Raw genomic sequence first — 23154 nt, 5'->3', positions numbered from 1 at the left:
TTTATAAAAAATTATATTTCGTATTTCTTTAACACATTTAATGTTTTTAGACAAGAAATCGGGGGGGAAACCATCATATAAATATTATATTTAATTGGGATGAATTTTTTTATAAGTCTATATTTTTCATAAATAATTAAGAATTAACTACAACATATAGGTATTTGAAGAAATACACTATAAATCAGCCAAACGTTCGAATGCTTTTTTATGGCGAATTAGAAGCAATTTCGTTTCATATTCAACAATTTTCTCTCCCTCTTTACCATTTAAATCAAGCTTTTTAGAAGCCTTTATTTTCGGACGAGAAACTATTTTAACGCCATATTTTTTAACTGAATTTTCCATATAAATCTCATAGATACTAACTATATAGTCGCTTATTCTAAAAACTCATAATAAATTAAACTTTCCTCTAAAAAAATCATAAATAAAAATATGAGCCTGTATACAACCAATATAGTTCAAAAGATTAACAATAAGTATTCTCATCCGACTATTATCAGAAAAATTATTCTAATTTCTAACTATAAAATCGTATATCTTGAATTAGACAAGCAAAATTCGAATATCAACCTCTAAAACTTTCGATATTTCATATAGTTTTAAAACCGTTATATTTACTTCTCCTCTTTCTATGCGCCCCAGATAGCTTCTATCAAGTTCGCACATCAATGCTAATTTTTCTTGTGAAAGGTCTTTCTCTTTCCTAGCTTTGCGTATGTTTTGACCTATCGCTATTGCCAACTCTGTCATTTGAATCAATTGCTCAAAAAACAGAACTATCACTATTTGAGGATTAAACATCCACGGATTATAATCCTCTTTTAAAATTATGCTCTGCCTCCATGAATGAATTCAATCATCCACTCAAAGAGAGTTTTCTAAAAATTATAGAAAATGATTCACTTTTGTTTGCATTTAGACCAAAGCGAATTTGGCAAGAAATCAATCCAAATTCCGATTCAATTCAGCAACAAACGTACTCTTTAATCAAAGAGTTAGTTTATTATGAATATCTAATTATTCATTATGAAGATAATGAAAAACTCTACTCAGAAACACAAAAATTGGCTAAATTTAGGCAATATCACTGCGAGAAAAAAGCAAAAGAAACATTAGAAAAACGATTAGAAGAACTACAATTAGAAATTATAATAAAAAATAGTAAAATCAAAGATATAGAGATAATCAAGAAAAATATCAATACTATTGATTTTTGTTTCAATAATTATATTTCTTTAATTAAAAAAAATATTAATAAACTTAATAATGAGAAAGAAATAATCATAGATATTATTAAAAACCTACAACACTGCACTTATTAAAAAATAAAAAACAATCAAAAAACATTAAATAATAATAAATATAAAAAACTAATAAATAAAAAATAACATTAATTAATCTTTTAAATTTTTATAATAAATCAAAAAAAACACTTGATAAAAACTAAAAAAAATCTTAAGTTTAAACAAATTATTCTTATTATTATCACTATGGAAAAGACTAGATTTCAGATAAAGAAAGAGTTTGAACAGTTAGAAATGAGTATTTCTGATTGGAGCTTAAAACATAATTTTTCAAGAGATTTAGTATATAGAATTCTAAATACAAATCGTTTACCAACACGCGGTGAAAGCAAACGAATTGCGATCGCGCTGGGATTAATTCCGGAGGAGAAAGAAGAATGACTTAAGAAAAAAATAAAGCGGACTCATAGAATCCGCTTTACCATGTTTGCAATCCAGAGATCACTAACAATGTGGTGTTTTTAGTATCTCTTGATTGCAATGTTACGTCAAGCCTTGAGCAATAAAATCAAAATTGCTCAGCGTTTTATCTCATCCAAAAAAATGTGAGAACAGTAATGCAATCAAGCTATTTAGAACAAAAATTAGAGCATCTTAATCAAAATTTACAGGAAAAATTTGAAGATGCTTTTCGAAAACAAACACATGTATCATCAAAATTCATCGGTTCGCGTAGAATAAAATCACGCATTGGTAGTCGTGTTTCACTTTTTCCAAGTGCAAAAAATGGAGGACTCATCTGTCTTGAAAGCAATTTAGAACTTGCTCATGCAATAAGTCTAGAGCGTGATGAAAATATACTTCAGTATCGAACACAAGCAGTTCAAATTTTTATTAGTGATCAACATTTTATTATTCCTGATTTTATTGTCAAAACAGCAAATGGATTTGAAGTTCATGAAATAAAACCTAATTTAAAAACAATCTCAGAAAGAAATAGCTCAAGGTTTAAATTAGCCAAAGAAATTTTAAATAAGTACAATATAAATTTTAGAGTTTTTGATCGTACTACTCTCTTATCAAAACAAGATTATATTTTTCTGAACATAAGTTATCAACGAGCAAATCATAAAATATTAAATAAATCTGATTTAAAAAAATCTGAAATCATTATTAAAGATTCAAATTTTAAATGTAAAAATGATTTATATATTTTAATGAATTTAAATAATTTAGACCCAATGATTGCTGATTATTTTATTTTTTATAAAAAAATTTTAGGAATTTAATTATGAGAAATAAACTTAGTATAAATATTGGTGACCGTATCACATATAAAGATGAATTTTATGAGATATGTTATATAGAACAAGATATCATTCGATACTCAAATTTTATCAATGGAAATATGTACTTCATAACAAAAGATGATTTAATTCAAAAGATTTCAAATAGAGACGTAAAGTTCACTAATTTAAGCATTCCGCAATTTCACAAAAACAAAGCTCTGACAATTGAAGAAATTTTTAAGTATCTTAACTACATTTTTTCAAAACAAATCCCATGTTCAAATAGGAAGTTGAAACTTGCAATTAAAAATATAATTAAAGAAAATCCTGATCTTAGGGAAATATCTGCAAGTACGCTTGCAAAATATATAAAAATATACCGAGACAAATCAGATTCATTTCACGATTTTTATCAAGAAACTGGTGGAAATAAAAGTCTTAGATTTTCAATTGAAGTTGAGAAAATTATTAATGAAGTCATTTTGAATTTTATTAAAGAGAGAGAAAGTTTCAGTCCAAGTGATGCGTACTTAATTATTAAAGATCGAATCTTATCACTTGATACAAATACAAAGATTCCATCCAAACGAACTATATATAGGCGTTTTAAGCAGTTAGATCCTTATCTCGTAGTTAAAAACAAAAAAGGCACAAAAGAAGCAAATAGAATTTTTAAGGCTTCAGGTCAAAGCTTAATATCCTCTAGTTTACTTGCAATAGTCCAGATGGATACCCACGAAATCGATTGTATTATATTAGATAAAAATGGACACGTGCTTGGTAGACCGCAGCTTTGCATTGCAATAGATGTTTATACACGCGCAATCGTCGGGTGGCACTTATGTATGCTTCCACCTTCCGCAACAAAAACATTATTAGTTCTTAAAAGCATGTTAATGAGACCTCATCATGGTTTAACAGGAGGTCTTCCAACGGTAATAATTCCAGATAATGGCTGCGAGTTCAATAATAATGCGCTTGCCAATTTTTGTAATAGCTTCAATATTACAAAGTCAGAATCACAACCATACACCCCAAATAATAAAGCGCATATTGAAAGTTTTTTTAAATCACTTAATGAAAGTGTTATCCATAAACTAAGAGGTACTACGTATTCATCACCTCTGCATCGGGGAGATTATGACTCTGTTGGAAATGCGTGTTATACACTTGATACATTGAGAGATTTAGTTAATGAGTGGATTGAGAATATTTACCATAAAAGAGTTCATTCCAGTACACAGCAAAGACCTGAAAAAATGTGGAGAGAAGCATCTAAAAGATTTCCTGTTCTAACTATTCCTGAACTAGAAATAGAAAGAAAATGTCGGACAGTTTTTCGATATAAAATCAACAAAGGCCAAATTAACTTAAAAGGTCTAAGATATAAATCGCAAGCACTCGCCACATTAGGCTTTAATTTTAAAGAGAAAGTTACCATTTATGTTAATCAATTAGACCTGAGCTCTATTTATGTGCAAGATCCTTTCAATAAAAATAACCTAATACAAGCAGACTCAATTTATCCAGAAGCTACTAAAGATTTAACTCTAGCAGAATGGTTAGAAGCAAAGCAAATCTTACGTGAAAAATATAAATTTGATCCTGATGAAATCAAAAATGAAGAGACTTTATATCTAGCACGCTTAAACTTCTTATTAAAAATACAAACACTTAATAAGAAGAATAAACGTTTTAGACAAGTTAAAAATGATTTACCTCTGATGATTAAACAGCAGGAAGATCGTTTAAAGCTAACAAGTCTAAATGATGAAAAAGTTGATGTAGGCTCATCCAATATTCATATAGACGATGTCCCTCACCTTACATATGACAATTTACATTCAGATTTAACTGATTTTTTTTACGAAGAGATTAATTTCGATGACTAATAATACAAATATTGAAGTTCTCTCTAAGTTAAGAAACTTCATTTGTCACCATTCTGATTTTTCAAATGCTTTGACCTGTATTGATGAATGTATGCAGATGAGTTACCTGAATAATCGTCCTATCGGCTCATTATTGCTTGGTGAAGGAGGTGTTGGTAAATCAACGATATGTAAACTTATTAGAAGTAGATATAAAACATATAAATCTATTGAAGATAATATGGAGAAGTTAATTGTTCCCGCTTTTTATTTTCCAGTCCCATCTCCAATCACGATCAAGAGTCTAGCAATCAGAATGCTAGAAGAGCTTGGATGTACTGACCACAAAGGTACTAGTGAGCAATTAAATTATCGATTACGCATTCTTTTAAAAGAATGCAAAACACAACTGATTATGCTTGATGAGTTTCATCACATTTACAGCTCAAGCGCTCAAAAAAATAAGACTTCGGAGAATGTTGCGAACTGGATCAAGACATTAGCCGATGAAACGAAAATATCTATATGTTTAGTCGGATTACCGAATATTCAACACAATCTGTTCATTGATAGCCAACTAGCACGAAGGTTCTCATGTGTTGTAAAACTCAACCCTCTAACTTTAGATGTACATGCAGAAAATTCGACACTAATACCTTTTTTAAAGCAAATTTCTATATATATGTTAAAGAATTTTAACATTAGATTTGATCCAGAAATTAGCTCAAAAGATCTATCCACGAGAATATTTTTAGCGACTAGTGGTTACCAAGCTTATGTTATGCAACTTATACATCAGAGTTGCTTAAATACGATGAATAATAATCGTCTAGTTGTCTCAATAAGCGACTTTCATGCAGCATATGCTTCGAAAAACATCTTATATAAACCAATGACTCAAAAAAATATTTTTCAACTCAATCCTTCTCAAATTACTGAAATTCTAATTTAAATCATGAAAAAACTGACTCTTTCTCATACACCAATTCCGTTTAGTGATGAATTTTTAGCAAGCTTTCTACTTAGAGCATCATACTCAAACGGTTATCAATCGCCAAAACAAATGCTAAATAGTGTAGGCATTCCAGTTTATAAATTATCATATGATTCTATATTTACTGACGAAAATAAATTCAAACAAATCATAGAACGGCTAGATCTTTCATATGATTTATTAGAATTAGTCATAAAAAAAGTTCCTCCAACTTCTCAATATTTTTTTTGGAATGATAATCAAATAATTCAACCTAAACTGCTTACCATTGGATTGAATAAGTTCTGTCCAATTTGCTTAGATAAAAATGGATATTGGAAAAAAAAGTGGTTATTAACCCCTCTCTTAATTTGTCCAGATCATCAAGTTAATTTAATAAGCAACTGTCCAGAATGCCTCAATCCATTACAAACAAATCGAAGATCATTATTTGAATGTTCAAATTGCGATTTTGATATTCGAAAAAGCCAGATAGAACCATCTGCCCCTGAAAATATGAATACTAACAGCTGGTTCATAGAAAAACTAAATTCAGCTGAAGAAAATTTTGTTGGAATATTTTTTGATATATGGATAGCATTAATTGAATATTTTTCCAATTTAGAAATTACAGCAAACTATTCTTATATTTTAAAATTATGTTATGAATATTTCTATAATGAAGAAAGATTTACATCTATATTTATCAAAGAAATCGAGAATAATTTAGATTATGCTCATCCTCAAATTCAAATACTACCATTTTCAAGAAATAAATCTAGATTTAGAAATATTGTAAATAAATTTAAATCACATTTTAGTAATTATAATAATAAATCATCTCAACCAAGTAAAATTAATTTTAATAAAAATGATGTTATTCATATACTTGGGATAACTTTCGTGTCATTTAATAAAAGATTAAAGGCCGGAATTCTATATCATGAGCAATTTATCAATAGCGATAAAACTAATTTCACTATAGAAATCCTTGAGGACTGGCTTATTTATGAAAAAGAAAATATCAATGGCACATATAAGTATAACCGTCCACCAACCTTAGAAGATGAATCCAATCACTATTATACTATTAACGAAATCATGAAAATACTTGATATTAATATTGGTAATACACGTTTATTTCTTAAAATTCCAACCATTCCTGCAACCAAAAAATATATCAATCGCTCTATGCAACTTTGTCTTGAGAGGGAATTTGTTGATAAATTCAATAAAAATTATATTTTTTTAAGTTCTCTTGCTAGGACTTTAGATGTTTCAGTATTTACTTTAAGAGATAAACTTTCAAGTTTAAATATCAACCCAATTGATAGTGATAAAACTTATCCTGCTTACTATAATAGAAGTTCAGTTAGCTATTTAACTAAAGATATAATTGAAAAAATAACGACATATAAAAACAATCGCAGGCGTAATAAAAAAAATACTACATTTAAGTATAAAAATAATAATTTTATAAGTTTAAATGAAGCAGCTGAGCTTTTGAGCATTTCATCATTGCAAGTAGCCCAATTAATTCATCATAAGTGGATTCAAGTCGAAGATCTAGAATCACGCCCTTACCGTATTCCAATAAGCAGTGTTAATAAACTACTACAACAAAAGAACGATCCTTCTTTTATTGAGTTAGATGAAGTGCTCAGAACTCTAAATTGTACTTTCAGTCAGCTACAGAAAAGTTGGATTATGACCGGTTTCTTAACAATAAGAACTATTGGTTATTGGCGATCATTCTCTAAAAAACAATTCAATCAGGTGGTAGAAATAAAAAAAGAATTTTTCACAGCCTCTGAAGCTACTAGTTATCTAGACATGCATCGAACGCATATTACGAATTTAGTGACGCGCGGATTAATCAAACCATATTTTTATGGCAATCATCATTACTCAATAAGGTTATTTAAAATAAAGGATGTAGAAAATTTGCTTAACACAGGTTATGGAAATCAACGTAGTGAGAAAAATCTTAACTTATGTGTCAAAGATTCTTAGAAAATCTTAACTTATGTGTCAAAAGTAGCTCAGATCATATGTCACAAGAAATTAAAAGCTATTGATATAATTAAAAAAATCAATCTCACATTATCTGTCATTTACTGGTTGACGTCACGCGACACATAAGTTGACATTTACGACACATGTAACGACATTACGCGACACATGTAATGACACTGAAATAAAAAATCCGACTTAATGTCGGATTTTTTATTATTAACTCAATAATTAATGTGAAATAGAATTAAACAATTAAAATCTGATTATTACCATCACGCGACACATGAGTTGACATTATGCATTACATGTAATGCCATTTAAATATAAAGGAGATCTAAATAGATCTACTTTATCAAATACAACTTCTTACAGTAAATATGGAACAATAAAAAATTAATAAAAATTACATCAGATATCTTTGGTTCTATATAAATCCTTGGACATACAAATCTATTTTCTTTCTCTATAAAAGTAAGCCATATCGGAAAATGAAAGATTTACACCATCACTATAACCATAACAATTTTCAAACAACTCAAACTTACGCACAACACTTTTACTGTTAAGATAAATATGATTATTTTCTTTATTGCCTTTTATATATCCTTGAACATATTTAAATAAAGTATAATTCAAAATATCTGCCATAAAAGCAGTATCATCATCAACAATAATTTCAAGACTTAAAGAATCCATTTTAATTTTACTAAAATTCTCATCATCTATTATCCCTTCGAACACAAAATGTTCTACCTCTTCTTTCTTTCGATTATAAAAACTTTTAATAGTCTCTTTTTTCCCATTTAAAAAAAATGGCTTTATATTTTCAAACTCTTGTATAATTTTTTTCTTTGTACCGATATCTATGGTATCAGTAACTATTTTTACCTCTAAATTCATACAATCATTTTTATGATGATCTTTAACAAAAGCAATTAACTTAATAATATTTTCCAAAAATAACGCTGAATGCATTGAAAAAACTGGAGGATTTTTATCAAAATCTACATTTGCATTATGATGATCATAAAATCCTTGAGTATAAATTGCAGTATAAATCCAAGGACATTTAGATTCTGAGAAAAATTTAAAAAAACCATCAATTGTTGTTTTTTTATCTTCAAATTTAAAATCAGTCAAATGAACCTTTTCATACTTTTCTTGAAGAGGCTTAACTATTTTTTTAGAAAAGTCTTTAAGAAAATCATACCCATCTTCATACATAATAAAACCAGCCATAATACCAAATTCTTTTATTGTATTTTCTTGTTTGTTCGAATTTGCTTTTGAACCAGATTCATCTACTAGCAAAACTAATTTAACCATGATTTCCCCAACACCCTTAAATTTTTCTAACTTAATAATAAGTTTCTAAAATTATTATGAATCAACCTTTCTATATCGCTGTATGGCATTTTTAAAATTTCACTTAATTGTTTGAGTGCGATTGCAACATCCCACGGCATTGCAGATACTTTATTAACTTGAGCAAATGGTCCATCCGTTTCTGTTATTAACCTATCAATAGGTATTTCCTTAATGAGCTCTATAGCACGTTTACTTTTTAACATCGCAGGCCCCACACTAAACCAACAACCTAGACTTATTGCTCGTCTCAACTCAGTCTTATTGCCTGTAAACCAATGTAAAATTGGCACTCCAGCTTTTGGATACTTTTCAATAAAGTTTAGAACTTCGCTAGTTGCATGACGGCTATGAATACTAAGTATTTTTCCACCAGCGTTTGTACATGCTCTTAAAATATGTTCAAAAACCATCGTTTGTATATTCCAATGATCTTTAAATTCCTTTCCACCATCCAAACCAATTTCACCAATATATCTAGTTTTAGAAATCAATCTATCAAATAATGGGAGTTCTGAATACCGCTCATGTGCAATTTGAGGATGTAGTCCTAATGCAGTCTTTATACGAGAAAAATTGATACTAAGTGCATTCGTCCCCTCCCATGCACTTGGTGTTGTAGTTACAGATAGAACATACATATTCATATTTGCAATATTCTGTATAACATGAACCACATCAGGATAGAGGTCTAAATGTGCATGAAAATCAATCATACTAGACCTAAATCTCCAATAAATTTTTGCATTTCTAACAAACCTCTCTCTACAGTATCTTGATGTTTTTGCTTATCTTGATCTGGTATTAAATTAGAGCTCAAAGATGCACCAATCCACTTTGAAGTCCCCAACTCTTGCCTATTTAAAATTGCTATACGCATTGAAAACACATCATCAAATCTTGCATAATTTTCATTATCTTGACTTAAATCATCAAACTTGTATTCAGTCTGATCATAATCTTTGCCTTTCCAGTGAAAAAATGATGCTCTCCGTACCAAGCAAGGTACGCAACGACCACAATGAGTATTTTTATAGACTCCGTAACGGCCACAGCTAGTTGTAGTATGAGCTAAATTTTCAAGAATAGATTGATCCAAACATTGTTCTAACATTTCTCCTTTCGTAACGAATTTATAAGGATTACATATCAATATATTTAATCCGCAATTATCTAAGATTTGTTGAAATAAATTTAGTACTACAGGATGGGTCGTTCTAGTACTTAAACTTCCCACACGAGCAAGTGTAATAGGAGGATTAATTGATATATAACCATTCTCACAAACATAGAGTGTTACTTTTTCATTTTGTCTATGCATATCTAATGATGATGCAATCAATACGCCATACGCTAAAAAGATCATAGATCTTGATCTCTGGGAGGCGGGTGTTTCTGGAGATGGTACTTTAACATTATGATTTGTCATAAATTGGGCCAAATTACCTAATTTCTTAGCAAAATCTTGTTGGTTTTTACCATCACCTCTTACAGTCTGGGTTACTACATATGGTTTATAATTTTGTTCAACTAAGTCTATAACACCAATGAAGCTATCAAGCCCACCAGATAATAAGGAAACGCAATCTTCTAATTGGTAAAAGGCATCTTTATGTAATTTTGGATATTCTCCACCATCAACAAAATTTAACTCCCATCTATCCGTTGTAAGAAAACTTAAAAGGGTTTCTAATAATTTTTTTTGTTCATTCCAAAAAATACTATCTATTACTGAAATTGTTAACTCAAAATTTCTTGTCCAACCATCAGGGCTTTTTTTTCGATGTCCAGCTTGATCTGCAGCAATCACAGATAGTGCAATAGATACAAGATCCCATGCTTTTTCATGCGGAATAAGCTTACTATCATAAACTTCTCGTAAAATTTTTGCCCCAATACACCCCTTAGACTTATCTTGTGTATATTCAAATAGTATTACATCTAAGTCACTATTAATTTTAGAAAAATTAAAATCTTCTAATGCACATGTAATTTTCATTCGGCATACCCCACAAAAACTTCAAATGTTTCACGTATTGAACTATCCACGATATTTTTTATCTGATCTGAAGCTAGTGGAGTGCTTTCATTAATATTTTTTCTAAACGATTCAGCCACAGTTTGCCTTACGTAGTCTCTTATTTCTTTTAATCGGCTTAGTCCCAAAGTTGCATTCGGAGCTTTACTTAGGATAGTTTTACCTAAGTCTAAATTTATCCTTCTAAATACATCATCACTAACAAATCTTTCTAATGCGAATAAACGCTGTGAGTCATCTAAATTCTTAAGATCAGCTTCAGGAAATTTTTCTAATAATTCACATAATGCATTTTTAACAGATTCTCTACTAGCCTCTGTATCTTGAGTACCATCAACAGGTGCAACAACCTCAACTATAGCATCCATAACCTCTTCAGCGGACTTTCCTGTTAGAAGAATTGGATCAAGAGCTCCCCCACTTTGTGTAAAAGGATTTTGTTCCGAACCTAAGGCATTAAATAATGTTGTCGCTTTCTGTGTTGTTCCTGACATACGGCTTGTAGCCGTTCTACTACCTCCATATCCTTTTTTTATGTATTGGCCAATACCCTTACGCATACTGGAAGCTTGGCCACCTCCCATGAAGTTACCTAGATTTCTTCTAGCAGGTCCAAATCTTCCAGGTTCTGCTATTGGTGAATTAGGTGCAGCCCATGACGGTACCATTGGAACATTAGATGGAGATCCGTTACTTGATTGTGATGTTCCCATTTTACGATCTCCTATTATTTCTTGAGCTAATTGCATTTTTCACAGGTCGAGAAATATCTTCATCATCTTTCCATTGCTCAAAGACCGACTTAGACCAAGTTTGATCAGAAATTTTTGGAACTATGCTTGCTTTAACTTGTATTGGTGGTCGATCTTTGAAGAAATTAGCTAATCTTTGCCCTAAAAGCTCATCTACCTTAGCAAGGACTAAAGCCGACTCCAAAATATCGGGGGCTCCCCATTCCGTCTCTTGCTGTGCTTTGATTAATACTTTATCCATTAAGATATTAAGTTCATGCCTACCTATTAATCTCAAACTGTCGAATAAAGAACCAGCCATGGATGCTTGATTTAATAATGCTTCTAACAATCCAATAGCTTCAGTTGATAATCGATCTTCTTTAGTAATAAATGGCGCATGTTCACGGCTTACATATAACACACCTCGCAAATCTTCATCCGCAAGCATAGGTTGTAATTTTAACCAATCTTTTACAAATGAATCATCCCAATGATCACTAAGATTAATATCTCTCCCAGCTAAAGCGTCACTTTCCCATTGCTTTAAGATAGTAGGTTTCCCACTATCATGATTCATTACAGAGGCTATAAGTTCTGTATAAGCTTTTGGTTGTGCACAACGCTCAAACAATAAGATTTTGACTAACGCCCCCTCGTTCAAAGTTATCCCCTGACTTCTGGCCATTGCTAATCTAATTGATAACGCATTCATAAATCTTTTTATTAAACGGGGATTTCCAGCAATACCAGTAGCCTGAGTCATAAGTACAGCTAATCTGTCTGCTAGTTCTAATTTTAACTCTAATTCTGAATTAATCGTTGCATTTTGATTTTTTACAAAATTAATATCGACCCGATTACCTTGCCAAGCCTTTCCTAATTGTTCACAAATCTTTTCTTGGAGATGATCTTTATGTGAGTCAGGCAAAGTACTATTATCAATAAACATCATCATCATATAAGCACGAACTTCATGAGTTCCAAGAGGCGGCACTCTTATAGGCACTTGTATAAGCTTGTCAAAATAATTAATAACCAGTTCGTCTTCTATTCCTGAAAAATGCTTCTTGACTGCATGTTTGATCATTTGATCATCAGCAGCAATAACAAAAGCAGTATGTGGTAAAAATAATAATAGACGTATAGCTTCTAAAGTAGAAATTGTTGTTTCTGGTAGACAACGATCTAAATCATCTATTAAAACAACAAGAGTTACTCCCATTTCACCCAAAATATTTGCAAAAGTATCTCTTAAGGCCTGAATTTGTTTCGGAGGAGTTTTATCTTTTGCTTCTTTAATATATTTTTTACCCTCTGTTTCCATCTGATCAACATCAATAGAGGCTTTATTAGACTCACTTTCCGAGTCACTAAATAACTCTAAAGTTTTCCCCACTACTCCATTTAGTGGAATTCCAGTAATTACTGATGCTGCGGTTACCGCACTCATGGCCATTAGCCGAAACCATCTAACCCTCTCAAAAAGTTCAGTAATTTTGTCTGTCAAGTCTTGTCTTTTTTCTGCTTCTTCAGCAATTTTAGCAGTAACTACATCAATTAGAGCTGCTCTCGCATCATCATACCCTTGATATAGCCATGCATTAAACTCAACAAATATATATTGAGTATTACCATTATCAGTATTTCCCTGTTTTACAATTAATTCTTTCTGAATTAATTTAATCATAGAGGATTTTCCAATTCCCCATGCCCCAGAAACACCAATTGATATAGGCTTCGATTGAGATTGCTCGATAATTTCTGCAACAGTTTTCGCAACTACTCCAAAATTCAAATAATCTCTTGTTGTTTCGTTATCACTCCACATTTTTGATCTCTAAGTTATAAATAGTATTATTAAATATTTAAGAAGCTTATTTTTTCATCATATAGGTTTTCTTTTTGATATCAATAGTTTCGAACTCTGATTGCACTAAAGTCCAATATCAACAATTCAATATAATACATAATATATTGAAAAATAATAATTTTTTATAAATTAATACTTGAGTTTTATCTTTTCTCCTTATATTTTTAAATTATTAATGGTTATTAAGTAATCTTTCCATGATGAGAACATCTCAAGAAGTAAGAAGTGAACTTCAGAAACGGGGTCTATCTGTTGCAGACTGGGCTCGTCAGAATGGATTTACTCCTGAATTAGTCCACCAAGTTTTAAATTCAAATAAAATCCCTGTCCGTGGTAAAAGCCATCAGATCGCAGTCAAACTTGGTCTAAAGGATGGAGTTATAGAACCTGATTTTACTTTCGAAAAAATTAAGGAGACGCTGTGACAAGAATTTCATAAAGCACAAATAGAAACGGATCCTTTCGGATCCGTTGGCTCTACATCTAGATATAGAGACCTGCAATCCAAGTATCTTCCGTGTAGAGCCATTCGTCAAGAGTTTCACTGGCATTTTGTTTTTACAGAACAAATTTTCTCGTCCCTGAAAAACAAAAAAATGCACATCGAATGAAGCCTATATGGAAGATATATCATGAATATTTTTACAAATAATGCATGGGAAAATTTCCCAGACTCATTACATCAGCAGATTGTTGATGCATTCAATAAAAAACCAGATCTTGATGGCGTCTTGCATGGTCAACGACATATTAGTCAAGGCAGTGTAGGAAAAAGAACAGGACTATTTTCAAGTTATAAGAATAACGGAATGATTTCTTATGAAAGCCAACTAGAATTAGCCCATGCAATACAACTTGAGCGAAATCCATCTGTTAAATACTATCGTACCCAAGCCTTAAAAATTTCAATAAGCCACGATCAATTTCTTTATCCAGACTTTCTCATCAAATATACAAATGAAGAGATTGCTTTCCATGAAGTTAAGCCTTCAAAAAGGTTTCTAGATCAGGAAGACATCGAACGTTATCAACGTTTAAAAACTTTCTTAGCTCCAAACGGAATTAGTTTTGACATTGTCGATCGTCATGAATTGTATTCTGACGCGGAAGTAAAAGTCTTACTACATTACAATCGGCGAAGTCATGCAAGAAGCTGGTCTAGTTTTGAAATTCAATTTGCTCTATCCCTGCTGACACCTGGTACATTGCTGATTAAAAACCAATTGATGAGCATATTAAAAAACAATGGCTTGCCCTTGGAGTTAGGTGAGTTTCTCATCTTTCATAAATATATAAAGCTTAATACGCCAAATGATAAACAAGGAGGAATCTAAGATGACTCTTCCTGATTTTATTCCTCAAGTAGGTCTACGTTTTTCTTTTAAAGATACAAATTTTGAAGTGACCTATGTACACAACAATGTAGTTCGTTTTTCCGCAGTGAATGGTGGAAAAATAAGTAACATCCCCATTAATAGCTTTTCTGAAAGATATAAAACTGGAGAGATTCAATGCACCTCTGCTCCCCATAAGCTATTACTCAATGATCAATTACTTGATAAGACTAGACGAGCTGAAAATTATATAAAAGTTGTTATTACAACGTTAGATGACTACTTTTCTCATAAAAAAATTGGAGCCGTAATTCCTGAAATTGCTGAAAAGATAAGTGACCCTTTCCCTCCTAGTACATCAACTGTGATACGTTGGGTTCGCAGATATCTAGAAAATGACCATAATTTACTTAATGTTTATAAAGAAAAACCTGGCAATAAATACTTCAGATTTACAGCACAAATGGAGCAAATTATCTTCAGTGCTATAGATGAAATCATCAACGATAAAACTCTTGCACTAACAGTACAAAATATTGAGGTAAGTATTAGTCAAAAAATTTTAGAGCAAGACTTAAAAGAGGAACCACCATGCACTCGAACAATCCAACGTAAGCTCAAGCTATATGATCCATATATACTTGTTAAAGGAAACGAGGGAGCACATACAGCTAGACATCTTCTTAAAGCAGCAGGACGAAAGACAAAAAGCCCATTCATTCTATCGCTTGTTGAAATTGATACTCATATTCTAGACATTATCATTATTGATTCGACAACTAAACTTCCCCTTGGACGCCCTTATCTAAGTTGTGCGATTGATGTACATACCCGAGCTATTGTTGGCTATTACATTTGTATGCTTCCTCCAAGTGCGACAACAACTTTAGCTCTATTAAAAAATATGCTTTTACGACCATCTCAGAATTTACCTGGGGGCATTCCTTCCCTAATTATCCCAGATAATGGGGTCGAGTTTAAAAATTCTGCACTAAGCCATATCTGTAATCATTTGAAAATTACAATTCAACCAGCTCAAAACAGGAACCCAGATAATAAAGCCCATATTGAGCGTTTTTTTGGTACGCTTACTTTTGGCATAATTCAACAACTACCAGGTACAACATATTCAAATCCTAAAGCTCGGGGAGACTATGACTCAAAAAAACATGCAAGTGTTACCCTAGAAAATTTGAAATCATATGTTGATGAATGGATTCATAATATATATCACTGCTCAATCCACTCAATGACGGGACGAGCACCAATGCTATTTTGGGAAGATGCTTCTCAGAGTTGTCCACCATTAACCATATCAACTGATGAAGTAGATATTATTGCCCGTCGCCCAATCAGCAGAAAAATTCATAAAGGACAAGTCAAATTTGAATATTTGACCTACTTTTCGCATGCGTTAGCTACCCTAGAAGCAAATGGCTTACCTGATGTTATTGTTATGATTGATGAGCTCAATTTAGAGCACGTATATGTCAAACACCCATCAATTAAAGAACCAATAAAAGCAGAATCAACAGATAGTGATTACACCAAGAACCTCTCTCTGCAAGAACATCTTGAAATTCGTAAAGAACTTAAACTGGTATCCCAAGCAGATAAGCAAAGATTAGCAAAACATCGCGTATGGTACGCTCGATGGAAGTTATATGAACGCATTCAAAAAGATGCTTGTTCTAAAAACAAGAAGTTAAAGCAGTTGAAACTAGAGCTTCCTGAAACACTTAAGAATCTCTTAGAACAAGACAAGCTTATCCAACCTCAACCAATAAATTCATCAAACTCAATATTTATCTCATCTTCCGAAATGGAACTTCTAAATCAATCAAACGTCGATGATGGTTTTGGGACATTGGAGTTTGATGATGAATAAGTTAGATGCACTTGAGTTGAGTAAGAAGCTTAATAACATGGTCATTACCTCATCTGAGTTTACCAAAGCTTATGACGGTATCACCTCTTGTTCAGCACATACGAAAGCTTATCAAAAACCTATGGGTAGCTTACTTATTGCAGAGGGTGGACTTGGAAAAACCACACTTTCACAATCAATCCTGAAAAAGAATCCTGGTTATGAAAAACAAGAAGATGGCTACACCAAAAGAGTAGTCCCTGTGTTCTATATACAAATCCCATCGCCAGCAACAGTTAAATCTGTTGCTGGCATGATGCTAAAAGCCTTGAATGATCCAGCGCCTCTTTCTGGAACAACAGCACAGATGACAGAACGTTTGTGCTACCTATTAAAGCTCTGTGAAACGGAGCTGATCCTTATGGATGAATTCCATCATTTATTTGATATGCAAAAAGTATCGAGGAAGATGAATATTGATGTCTGTAATTGGATCAAAACAGTGACTGACTCAACCAACATAAGTTCCTGCTTAATTGGCTTGCCTGAATTTGCACCTTTATTACAAATAGATAGCCAGCTTGCACGACGCTTTCCACTGACATTCAAATTATCACGGTTAAATATCGGTTCAACTCAATCACCGGGAACACTTTATGGGTTCCTATCACAAGTAGAAAAGAATGTTGAAAAAAGACTCGCATTAAAATTTTTACCGCAATTAATTAATCCTTTATTCGTTCTACAGATTTACGCTTCAACCAAGGGATATCACCACTACATTATTTCACTTATCAGAGAAGCACTGCTATTCTCCCTTATTGCAGATAGTGACGTTATCACTCAACAATATTTTTCTTTGGCGTGGGATAAAGGCATTACTTCATATACCAATATGACCACACAAAATCCCTTTCATATGGACACTTCAGAACTCGTACAACGAATGAAGGGTAATCACTGATGCAAGAGAGGCATTTAATACCAGCAATCCCAACACCATTTCCTGATGAAACCGCTGGAAGTTTTCTCATTCGTCTCATCAAGCTGAATGGACATATTCATAGCTCAACCTTTTATCGCTCTAGAATAGATCTCAAATACAAAGAGACACTGAGCTCAATAATCACACATGATTATCTCTTTCTTAACATACTCAAGAAATTTCAGCTCCCTCATTATTTAAAAGAGTTATCGCTCAAAAGGCATAGTTCTACTTTACGTGGGTGTGTAATCTGGAAAAATAAACTATCAATACCAGATTATTTTTTCTCAAATGATGTCGAACGATTCTGCCCACTTTGCTTAAAGGAAATACCCTATTGGAGAAAAATTTGGCTAGTTAAACCATACTATGCATGTTTGAAGCATCAAATTCGCTTACACACGACTTGCCCTAGATGCCAATCAACGCTCAGTAGTTTGCGTACCGAAGTCTGTATTTGCTCAAAGTGCCTAGGCGATATTAGGAATTGCGAAATTGAGGCAGTATCAGATGAACAAACTAAACATATCAGGTGGTTTTTAGAATTCATAGAAATTGAAGAACAAGAAAAATTCAATTTATTAAAAATCTTCTGGTCCACACTTAAAAAATTTTCAGCCCATGATCCAGTCCCACCCTCAATAGAACTATTACTTGAATTAACCTATTTATTCTTTATGGATCGTGATTCATCTAGAGAAAGGATGGTTGACTGGATATCTCAAAGGTCTCATCAAGTCCATCCAAGAATTCAGCTAGCTCCATTCCTCATCGTGGATACCATGTATTTTGGACAATATACTAAAAAGATTCTTGAACAATTACCCGTACCCACTGAATTAGCCCCAGAACACACATTCCACTTATTAACCATTCAGGAAAGCTACCAAATCTTAGATATATGCTACTCAACAATTCAAAGATGGATAAGAGACAACAAACTGCAGTATGTAGCTTCAAAGGATATTCCTAAAAATCGTAAATTCCTTTCTAGCCTTGATGTAGAGTATATTCTTGTTCAGAAAGCGCTTCATCCACCTCAAAAAAAAATGAAACTACCACCTAGAAAAGATGGGAGGCGACTCAATATTTCTGATGTTGCTACTAAACTGAATGTTCATTATGAAAACATTCGTTGTTTGATCAGGACGCGCTACTTAAAAGCAGAAAAATTATTAGTCAGATTTAGCTGGGCTTACTATATAAACTCCAAAGATCTAGAAGAATTCAATGACACATACATATTAGTGAGTACATTAGCAAAAAAACTAAAAGTTACTCCTCAAAACCTTACTGAAAAGCTCGCCAGTATCAATATTCATCCAATTAGTGGGCCACATATTGATGGAGAGTTTAATAATATATTTTTTCAAGAATCCGTAAGACATTTAAGCCGAGAAGTTGTTGAGAAAATAGTTAACTATCCGACTCTTACAGGTCGCTATCCTAGTTTTGAGGAACAACTTCCCAAACCACCACCAACTTATGTTTCTTTGAGTGAGGCTGCAAATTGATGTGTGCTGAGAAAACAGGAGGTTTTAACTTGGTAAACTATAGACACTCATCAGGAGTTTACCATGAGCAAGAAACAGAAGACTTACACCGCAGAATTTAAAGTTGAAGCAATAAAATTGATTGAAGCCAATCAAGGCAATGTATCGGAAACAGCCAGACAACTTGGCATTTCAATGCAAACTCTTTCAAATTGGAATAATAAAGCAAAGACTGGCACCTTAGCAGGCACTAAACAATATTCACCTGATCTAAATGCCTTACTCGAAGAAAATAAAAAGCTCAAACAACAGCTCAAAACAGCTGAAATGGAACGTGAATTTCTAAAAAAGGCAGCAGCGTACTTTGCGAAAGAAAGTCAGTAAGGTACGCCTATATGAAACAGCAAAGATATTTATTCCCGATTAGCTTTATGGCTAGATTACTTCACGTTTCAGTGTCACGATTTTATGATTGGCTAAAACGAGGCATGAATAAAAGATTGGTTCAGCGAAATCAACAGACAATTTTGGTCAAAATAGCTCATGAGGAAACTAAACAAAGCTATGGCTATATTCGATTAACTAAGCATTTACAAGCGCAAGGTATCAAAATCAGTACGTATGCTGTACGTCAAATAAAAAAGCTCAACCAGCTGTATTGTAAGCGTCATAAGCGTTTCAAAAGAACTACGAAGAGTGATCATAATCGAGCGATCTACGCAAATTTACTAGAGCAACAGTTTTCAATGACTAAGCCCAATCTTGCATGGTCAAGCGATATTACATACATTTGGACTGCTGAAGGTTGGTTATACTTGGCAGCAGTAAAAGACCTGTACACGAAACAAGTGGTTGGCTATAGCTTAAATGAGCGTATGACCGCACAACTTGTTTGCAATGCACTGACTATGGCGATTCGTAATCAAAAACCAACGAAAGGCTTAATTATTCATTCGGACAGAGGCAGCCAATATTGCAGCCATGAATATCGAAAGATACTGGAAAAATGTGATTTTCAAGGTTCAATGAGCAAACGTGGGGACTGTTACGATAATGCACCGATTGAAAGTTTCTGGGGCATACTCAAGAATGAATTAGTGCATCATTGCAACTATAAAACCAGAGATGAAGCTAAAGCAGATATTACAAAATACATTGTGTTATTTTATAATCAGCGAAGAATTCAAAAGAGTTTGGATTTTAAAACGCCAAATCAAATAGCAGAGAACTTTTATCGGTTAGCTGCCTAGCATATCCCAAGTGAAAGTCTCCTGCTAATTCAGCACATATCAAATAAACTTAATATTAGTCCGAATAAGACAGCCCGATTAGTCAAAAAAGGATTTCTTGAAAGAGATATATCCCACAATTTAAGTATTTCAATTAATGTTAAATCTTTGAATGCTTTAATCGCAAACTTACATAATCCAAAATTTATATCTTTGAAACAATCACTTATCCAACTAAATTGTCCAAAAAATTGGTTTAATCAATATTGGGTTGATACAGGTTTTATTCATGTTCATGATTTTTTATACTGGCATTTTATTGAAAAAAATGTAAGCGTCCGCTGAACACACCTTATGAATTCATCCTATAAGCCTTAATTTAGTCCCCACTTAAAAACAAGTGGGGACTAAAATTTATGACTACAAATCACCAGACATCCATCGCATCTCTTGCGAAAAAACGAAGAACATACAGTGCTGAATTTAAACAGCAGATCGTTCAGGCTTGTAAAGCACCGGACGTTTCAATTGCTTCGGTCGCTTTGCAACATGGATTGAATACAAATCTTGTATCCAAATGGATTCGCTTAATTGATGGTAAGCCAGGGAATGATCGCTCACCACTACCGAATAAACCTGCATTTATTGCCTTATCTTGCTCTGCACCATTAGATCCTACTCCTACTGACATGTTAACGGTTCAAATTACTTTACCCCACTCAAAAGCAGAAATTGGCTTGAAATGGCAGACATCAGAAATACCTGCCTTGGCAGAATTACTCAAGGCACTTGCAACATGATCCGCATTGATGAAATCTGGTTGTCTACTCAGCCCATGGACATGCGTGCAGGTATGGATACGGCCATGGCTCAGGTGGTGAGAGCCTTTGGCTACATCAAACCGCATTGTGCTTACCTGTTCTGTAATAAACGTGGCCATCGCATGAAAGTGCTGGTACATGATGGACTGGGCATCTGGCTGTGTGCCCGGCGTTTGGAACAGGGTAAATTTCACTGGGCTCAAGTTCACCAAGGTGAAACCGTGGCCCTCAGCCCGGAACAGTTACAGGCATTAATCCAAGGTTTGCCCTGGCAGAGAATTGGATTGCAGCAAGTGGTGAATATGCTCTAAACCAAGCTCGACCATTCTGCCATCCTCCAAACGTTCTATTTCATTATCTTCATGACCTCAGGCATACTGCGGTCATGAATACGCTGCCTGACTTAAGCCAACTGACCCATGAACAACTGCTGGAATTCACCAGACAGTTGGCGCTGCAGCATCAGTCTCTAGCACAATCAAACCAGCAATTAGATGCCAGAGTTCAACATCTTGAAGTCACCAATCAGCAATTAGATTCTAAAGTTCAACATCTTTCTATTCTCAATCAAAAATACGAGCATGAGCTCGCACTATTTAAACAGCACAAATTTGGCAGTAAAAACGAACATCTCACCGCAAAACAAATCCATCTGTGGGACGAAGCGGTTGAAGAGGATATCGCAGCAGTTGATTTGGAACTGGAGCGGCTGAATGCAGATAAAACCGATGCAGCGACACAGAAAGCCAAAACCAATAAACCTAAACGTCGACTGCTACCCGATCATCTACACACCATCCGTATTGAGCATGAACCTGCATCAACCCAATGCAGTTGTGGCTGCCAGTTACGTCGTATCGGCGAAGATATCAGTGAAAAACTGCATTTCAGACCGGCACAGTTCTATAAGGAACAGCATGTGCGTGGCAAATGGGTCTGTGATCAGTGTGACACCCTGACTCAGCAAGCGATGCCCGCCTATGTGATTGATAAAGGCATTGCTTCACCTGAACTGCTCAGCCATGTGCTGGTATCGAAGTATGCCGATCATTTGCCGCTGTACCGTCAGCGCCTGATCTATCAGCGGGCGGGCATTGATCTGTCCAGATCTACTTTATCTGACTGGATTGGTCGCTGCGGTGTGGAACTGGAACCTCTGGCGAATGCCTTAAAACAGGTGGTGCTGCAACAGCGGGTGATCCATGCCGATGAAACACCAGTCACCATCATGCGGATGGGTGATGATGAGAAAAAACCGAAGAAAGGTTATGTCTGGGCCTATGCCACTACACAGTACAATCCAGTTCAAGCGGTGATCTATGACTTTCAGGATAGCCGTTCAGGTCAGCATGCAGAAGAGTTCCTGAATGGCTGGCAGGGCCATCTGGTCTGTGATGATTACAGTGGTTATAAAGCACGCTTTAAATCAGGCGATGTCATTGAGGTGGGCTGCATGGCGCATGCACGTCGTAAATTCCATGAGCTACATGTGACTGGGAAAAGTCAGATCGCTGAACAGGCATTACTGATGATTCAGAAACTGTATGCGATAGAAGCAGAACTCAGGAAAAAGACCGATGGTACAGCGGAAGACCGCCGCGAATACCGACAACTGCATAGTCAACCAGTGATGCAACAACTATATGAATGGCTCAACCAACATCATCTGACAGTGCCATCGAGTTCTCCCACCGCCAAGGCCATCAATTACACTCTGAAGCGTTGGCCAGCTTTAAGCCGCTATCTGGATGATGGCAATCTACCTATAGATAATAATTGGGTGGAAAACCAGATGCGACCTTGGGCGTTGGGACGTAAGAATTGGCTATTTGCAGGTTCGCTGCGCAGTGGACAGCGAGCGGCAAATATCATGACTTTAATCCAGTCAGCAAAGCTGAATGGGTTGGATCCGTATGCCTATCTCAGTGATGTGCTGAAAAGGCTGCCGACGCATAAAGCGACCCAAATAGAAGAATTACTACCACATCGCTGGAAATCCAACTCAAATTAAAAAATAGG

The 23154-nt window shown here is 34.0% G+C and carries 21 protein-coding genes and 1 pseudogene; 15 read left to right on the top strand and 7 right to left on the bottom strand.

What is annotated here, in order from left to right; translation table 11 throughout:
* Nucleotides 1-177: 177 nt before the first annotated feature.
* Nucleotides 178-348, bottom strand: a complete 171-nt coding sequence (locus tag ACZ5QH_RS04045) for an acetyltransferase (RefSeq protein ID WP_303578130.1) — start codon at nt 346-348, stop codon at nt 178-180.
* A 201-nt stretch (nt 349-549) separates the two neighbouring features.
* Nucleotides 550-756, bottom strand: a complete 207-nt coding sequence (locus ACZ5QH_RS04040) for a helix-turn-helix domain-containing protein (RefSeq protein WP_111035174.1) — start codon at nt 754-756, stop codon at nt 550-552.
* A 92-nt stretch (nt 757-848) separates the two neighbouring features.
* Between ACZ5QH_RS04040 and ACZ5QH_RS04035 the strand changes: the two genes are divergently transcribed.
* From ACZ5QH_RS04035 to ACZ5QH_RS04010, 6 genes are all read left to right on the top strand, one after another.
* Complete coding sequence (locus ACZ5QH_RS04035; RefSeq protein ID WP_303578131.1) at nt 849-1328, top strand: hypothetical protein; 480 nt, start codon at nt 849-851, stop codon at nt 1326-1328.
* Nucleotides 1329-1496: 168 nt separating this feature from the next.
* Entirely contained in the window at nt 1497-1691 is a 195-nt protein-coding gene (locus tag ACZ5QH_RS04030) for a helix-turn-helix domain-containing protein (protein ID WP_303578132.1), read from the top strand.
* 176 nt (nt 1692-1867) lie between these two features.
* Complete coding sequence (locus tag ACZ5QH_RS04025) at nt 1868-2539, top strand: TnsA endonuclease N-terminal domain-containing protein (protein ID WP_303578133.1); 672 nt, start codon at nt 1868-1870, stop codon at nt 2537-2539.
* A 2-nt stretch (nt 2540-2541) separates the two neighbouring features.
* Nucleotides 2542-4431 (top strand): DDE-type integrase/transposase/recombinase, encoded by a 1890-nt coding sequence (locus ACZ5QH_RS04020; RefSeq protein WP_464016771.1) that lies wholly within the window; start codon nt 2542-2544, stop codon nt 4429-4431.
* Nucleotides 4424-5362 (top strand): TniB family NTP-binding protein, encoded by a 939-nt coding sequence (locus tag ACZ5QH_RS04015; protein WP_303578065.1) that lies wholly within the window; start codon nt 4424-4426, stop codon nt 5360-5362. The genes ACZ5QH_RS04020 and ACZ5QH_RS04015 overlap by 8 nt, the downstream gene beginning before the upstream one ends.
* A 3-nt stretch (nt 5363-5365) precedes the next feature.
* On the top strand, nt 5366-7396 hold the full coding sequence (locus ACZ5QH_RS04010) for a TniQ family protein (RefSeq protein ID WP_303578066.1): 2031 nt from the start codon (nt 5366-5368) through the stop codon (nt 7394-7396).
* 453 nt (nt 7397-7849) lie between these two features.
* On the opposite strand, the gene ACZ5QH_RS04005 is transcribed toward ACZ5QH_RS04010, so the two are convergent.
* From ACZ5QH_RS04005 to ACZ5QH_RS03985, 5 genes are read right to left on the bottom strand one after another with little or no spacing between them, the layout of a single operon-like run.
* Nucleotides 7850-8725: a hypothetical protein gene (locus ACZ5QH_RS04005; protein WP_303578067.1), complete on the bottom strand. Its 876-nt coding sequence runs from the start codon at nt 8723-8725 to the stop codon at nt 7850-7852.
* Nucleotides 8726-8751: 26 nt separating this feature from the next.
* Nucleotides 8752-9480, bottom strand: a complete 729-nt coding sequence (qatD, locus tag ACZ5QH_RS04000; protein ID WP_151810616.1) for a Qat anti-phage system TatD family nuclease QatD — start codon at nt 9478-9480, stop codon at nt 8752-8754.
* The gene (gene qatC / locus ACZ5QH_RS03995; RefSeq protein WP_303578068.1) at nt 9477-10763 is read right to left on the bottom strand and encodes a Qat anti-phage system QueC-like protein QatC; all 1287 of its coding nucleotides are present in this window, start codon (nt 10761-10763) and stop codon (nt 9477-9479) included. Before qatC ends, qatD begins: the two co-directional genes overlap by 4 nt.
* A complete protein-coding gene (gene qatB, locus ACZ5QH_RS03990) occupies nt 10760-11515 on the bottom strand; it encodes a Qat anti-phage system associated protein QatB (RefSeq protein ID WP_151810618.1) in 756 nt (251 codons plus the stop codon). Before qatB ends, qatC begins: the two co-directional genes overlap by 4 nt.
* Before the next feature lies 1 nt (nt 11516).
* Nucleotides 11517-13364 carry a KAP family P-loop NTPase fold protein gene (locus ACZ5QH_RS03985; RefSeq protein ID WP_151810619.1) on the bottom strand — a complete coding sequence of 616 codons (1848 nt, stop codon included), beginning with the start codon at nt 13362-13364 and terminating at the stop codon, nt 11517-11519.
* A gap of 239 nt (nt 13365-13603) precedes the next feature.
* Here ACZ5QH_RS03985 and ACZ5QH_RS03980 point away from each other — a divergent pair, with 239 nt between their 5' ends.
* From ACZ5QH_RS03980 to tnpC, 9 genes and pseudogenes are all read left to right on the top strand, one after another.
* Nucleotides 13604-13831, top strand: a complete 228-nt coding sequence (locus ACZ5QH_RS03980) for a DNA-binding protein (RefSeq protein WP_151810620.1) — start codon at nt 13604-13606, stop codon at nt 13829-13831.
* Between the two features lie 207 nt (nt 13832-14038).
* Nucleotides 14039-14740 (top strand): TnsA endonuclease N-terminal domain-containing protein, encoded by a 702-nt coding sequence (locus ACZ5QH_RS03975; protein WP_151810621.1) that lies wholly within the window; start codon nt 14039-14041, stop codon nt 14738-14740.
* Nucleotide 14741: 1 nt separating this feature from the next.
* The gene (locus ACZ5QH_RS03970) at nt 14742-16628 is read left to right on the top strand and encodes a Mu transposase C-terminal domain-containing protein (protein ID WP_151810622.1); all 1887 of its coding nucleotides are present in this window, start codon (nt 14742-14744) and stop codon (nt 16626-16628) included.
* On the top strand, nt 16621-17571 hold the full coding sequence (locus ACZ5QH_RS03965) for a TniB family NTP-binding protein (RefSeq protein WP_151810623.1): 951 nt from the start codon (nt 16621-16623) through the stop codon (nt 17569-17571). The genes ACZ5QH_RS03970 and ACZ5QH_RS03965 overlap by 8 nt, the downstream gene beginning before the upstream one ends.
* A pseudogene (locus ACZ5QH_RS03960) lies at nt 17571-19100 on the top strand (TniQ family protein); the annotation flags it as partial. The gene ACZ5QH_RS03965 and the pseudogene ACZ5QH_RS03960, both read left to right, overlap by 1 nt.
* A 69-nt stretch (nt 19101-19169) precedes the next feature.
* Nucleotides 19170-20335 (top strand): IS3-like element ISAba21 family transposase gene (locus tag ACZ5QH_RS03955; RefSeq protein ID WP_085947552.1). Its coding sequence is split into 2 segments (ribosomal slippage): nt 19170-19428 and nt 19428-20335, totalling 1167 coding nucleotides; the frame shifts between segments, so codons are not numbered across the junction.
* A 395-nt stretch (nt 20336-20730) separates the two neighbouring features.
* Nucleotides 20731-21114 (top strand): IS66-like element accessory protein TnpA, encoded by a 384-nt coding sequence (tnpA, locus tag ACZ5QH_RS03950; RefSeq protein WP_034589178.1) that lies wholly within the window; start codon nt 20731-20733, stop codon nt 21112-21114.
* The gene (gene tnpB / locus ACZ5QH_RS03945) at nt 21111-21446 is read left to right on the top strand and encodes an IS66 family insertion sequence element accessory protein TnpB (RefSeq protein ID WP_068523813.1); all 336 of its coding nucleotides are present in this window, start codon (nt 21111-21113) and stop codon (nt 21444-21446) included. The genes tnpA and tnpB overlap by 4 nt, the downstream gene beginning before the upstream one ends.
* A 74-nt stretch (nt 21447-21520) precedes the next feature.
* Nucleotides 21521-23146, top strand: coding sequence for an IS66 family transposase (tnpC, locus tag ACZ5QH_RS03940; RefSeq protein ID WP_068532879.1), 1626 nt, complete (start codon nt 21521-21523; stop codon nt 23144-23146).
* Nucleotides 23147-23154 lie beyond the last annotated feature (8 nt).

The organism is Acinetobacter sp. Ac8 (genome assembly GCF_055392545.1).
This window is presented reverse-complemented; position numbering and strand designations above follow the sequence as displayed.

Coding starts and splice junctions, on each gene's coding strand:
- ACZ5QH_RS04045 (WP_303578130.1), bottom strand. CDS start 348: ATGGAAAATTCAGTTAAAAAATATGGCGTTAAAATAGTTTCTCGTCCG.
- ACZ5QH_RS04040 (WP_111035174.1), bottom strand. CDS start 756: ATGACAGAGTTGGCAATAGCGATAGGTCAAAACATACGCAAAGCTAGG.
- ACZ5QH_RS04035 (WP_303578131.1), top strand. CDS start 849: ATGAATGAATTCAATCATCCACTCAAAGAGAGTTTTCTAAAAATTATA.
- ACZ5QH_RS04030 (WP_303578132.1), top strand. CDS start 1,497: ATGGAAAAGACTAGATTTCAGATAAAGAAAGAGTTTGAACAGTTAGAA.
- ACZ5QH_RS04025 (WP_303578133.1), top strand. CDS start 1,868: ATGCAATCAAGCTATTTAGAACAAAAATTAGAGCATCTTAATCAAAAT.
- ACZ5QH_RS04020 (WP_464016771.1), top strand. CDS start 2,542: ATGAGAAATAAACTTAGTATAAATATTGGTGACCGTATCACATATAAA.
- ACZ5QH_RS04015 (WP_303578065.1), top strand. CDS start 4,424: ATGACTAATAATACAAATATTGAAGTTCTCTCTAAGTTAAGAAACTTC.
- ACZ5QH_RS04010 (WP_303578066.1), top strand. CDS start 5,366: ATGAAAAAACTGACTCTTTCTCATACACCAATTCCGTTTAGTGATGAA.
- ACZ5QH_RS04005 (WP_303578067.1), bottom strand. CDS start 8,725: ATGGTTAAATTAGTTTTGCTAGTAGATGAATCTGGTTCAAAAGCAAAT.
- qatD (WP_151810616.1), bottom strand. CDS start 9,480: ATGATTGATTTTCATGCACATTTAGACCTCTATCCTGATGTGGTTCAT.
- qatC (WP_303578068.1), bottom strand. CDS start 10,763: ATGAAAATTACATGTGCATTAGAAGATTTTAATTTTTCTAAAATTAAT.
- qatB (WP_151810618.1), bottom strand. CDS start 11,515: ATGGGAACATCACAATCAAGTAACGGATCTCCATCTAATGTTCCAATG.
- ACZ5QH_RS03985 (WP_151810619.1), bottom strand. CDS start 13,364: ATGTGGAGTGATAACGAAACAACAAGAGATTATTTGAATTTTGGAGTA.
- ACZ5QH_RS03980 (WP_151810620.1), top strand. CDS start 13,604: ATGATGAGAACATCTCAAGAAGTAAGAAGTGAACTTCAGAAACGGGGT.
- ACZ5QH_RS03975 (WP_151810621.1), top strand. CDS start 14,039: ATGAATATTTTTACAAATAATGCATGGGAAAATTTCCCAGACTCATTA.
- ACZ5QH_RS03970 (WP_151810622.1), top strand. CDS start 14,742: ATGACTCTTCCTGATTTTATTCCTCAAGTAGGTCTACGTTTTTCTTTT.
- ACZ5QH_RS03965 (WP_151810623.1), top strand. CDS start 16,621: ATGAATAAGTTAGATGCACTTGAGTTGAGTAAGAAGCTTAATAACATG.
- tnpA (WP_034589178.1), top strand. CDS start 20,731: ATGACTACAAATCACCAGACATCCATCGCATCTCTTGCGAAAAAACGA.
- tnpB (WP_068523813.1), top strand. CDS start 21,111: ATGATCCGCATTGATGAAATCTGGTTGTCTACTCAGCCCATGGACATG.
- tnpC (WP_068532879.1), top strand. CDS start 21,521: ATGAATACGCTGCCTGACTTAAGCCAACTGACCCATGAACAACTGCTG.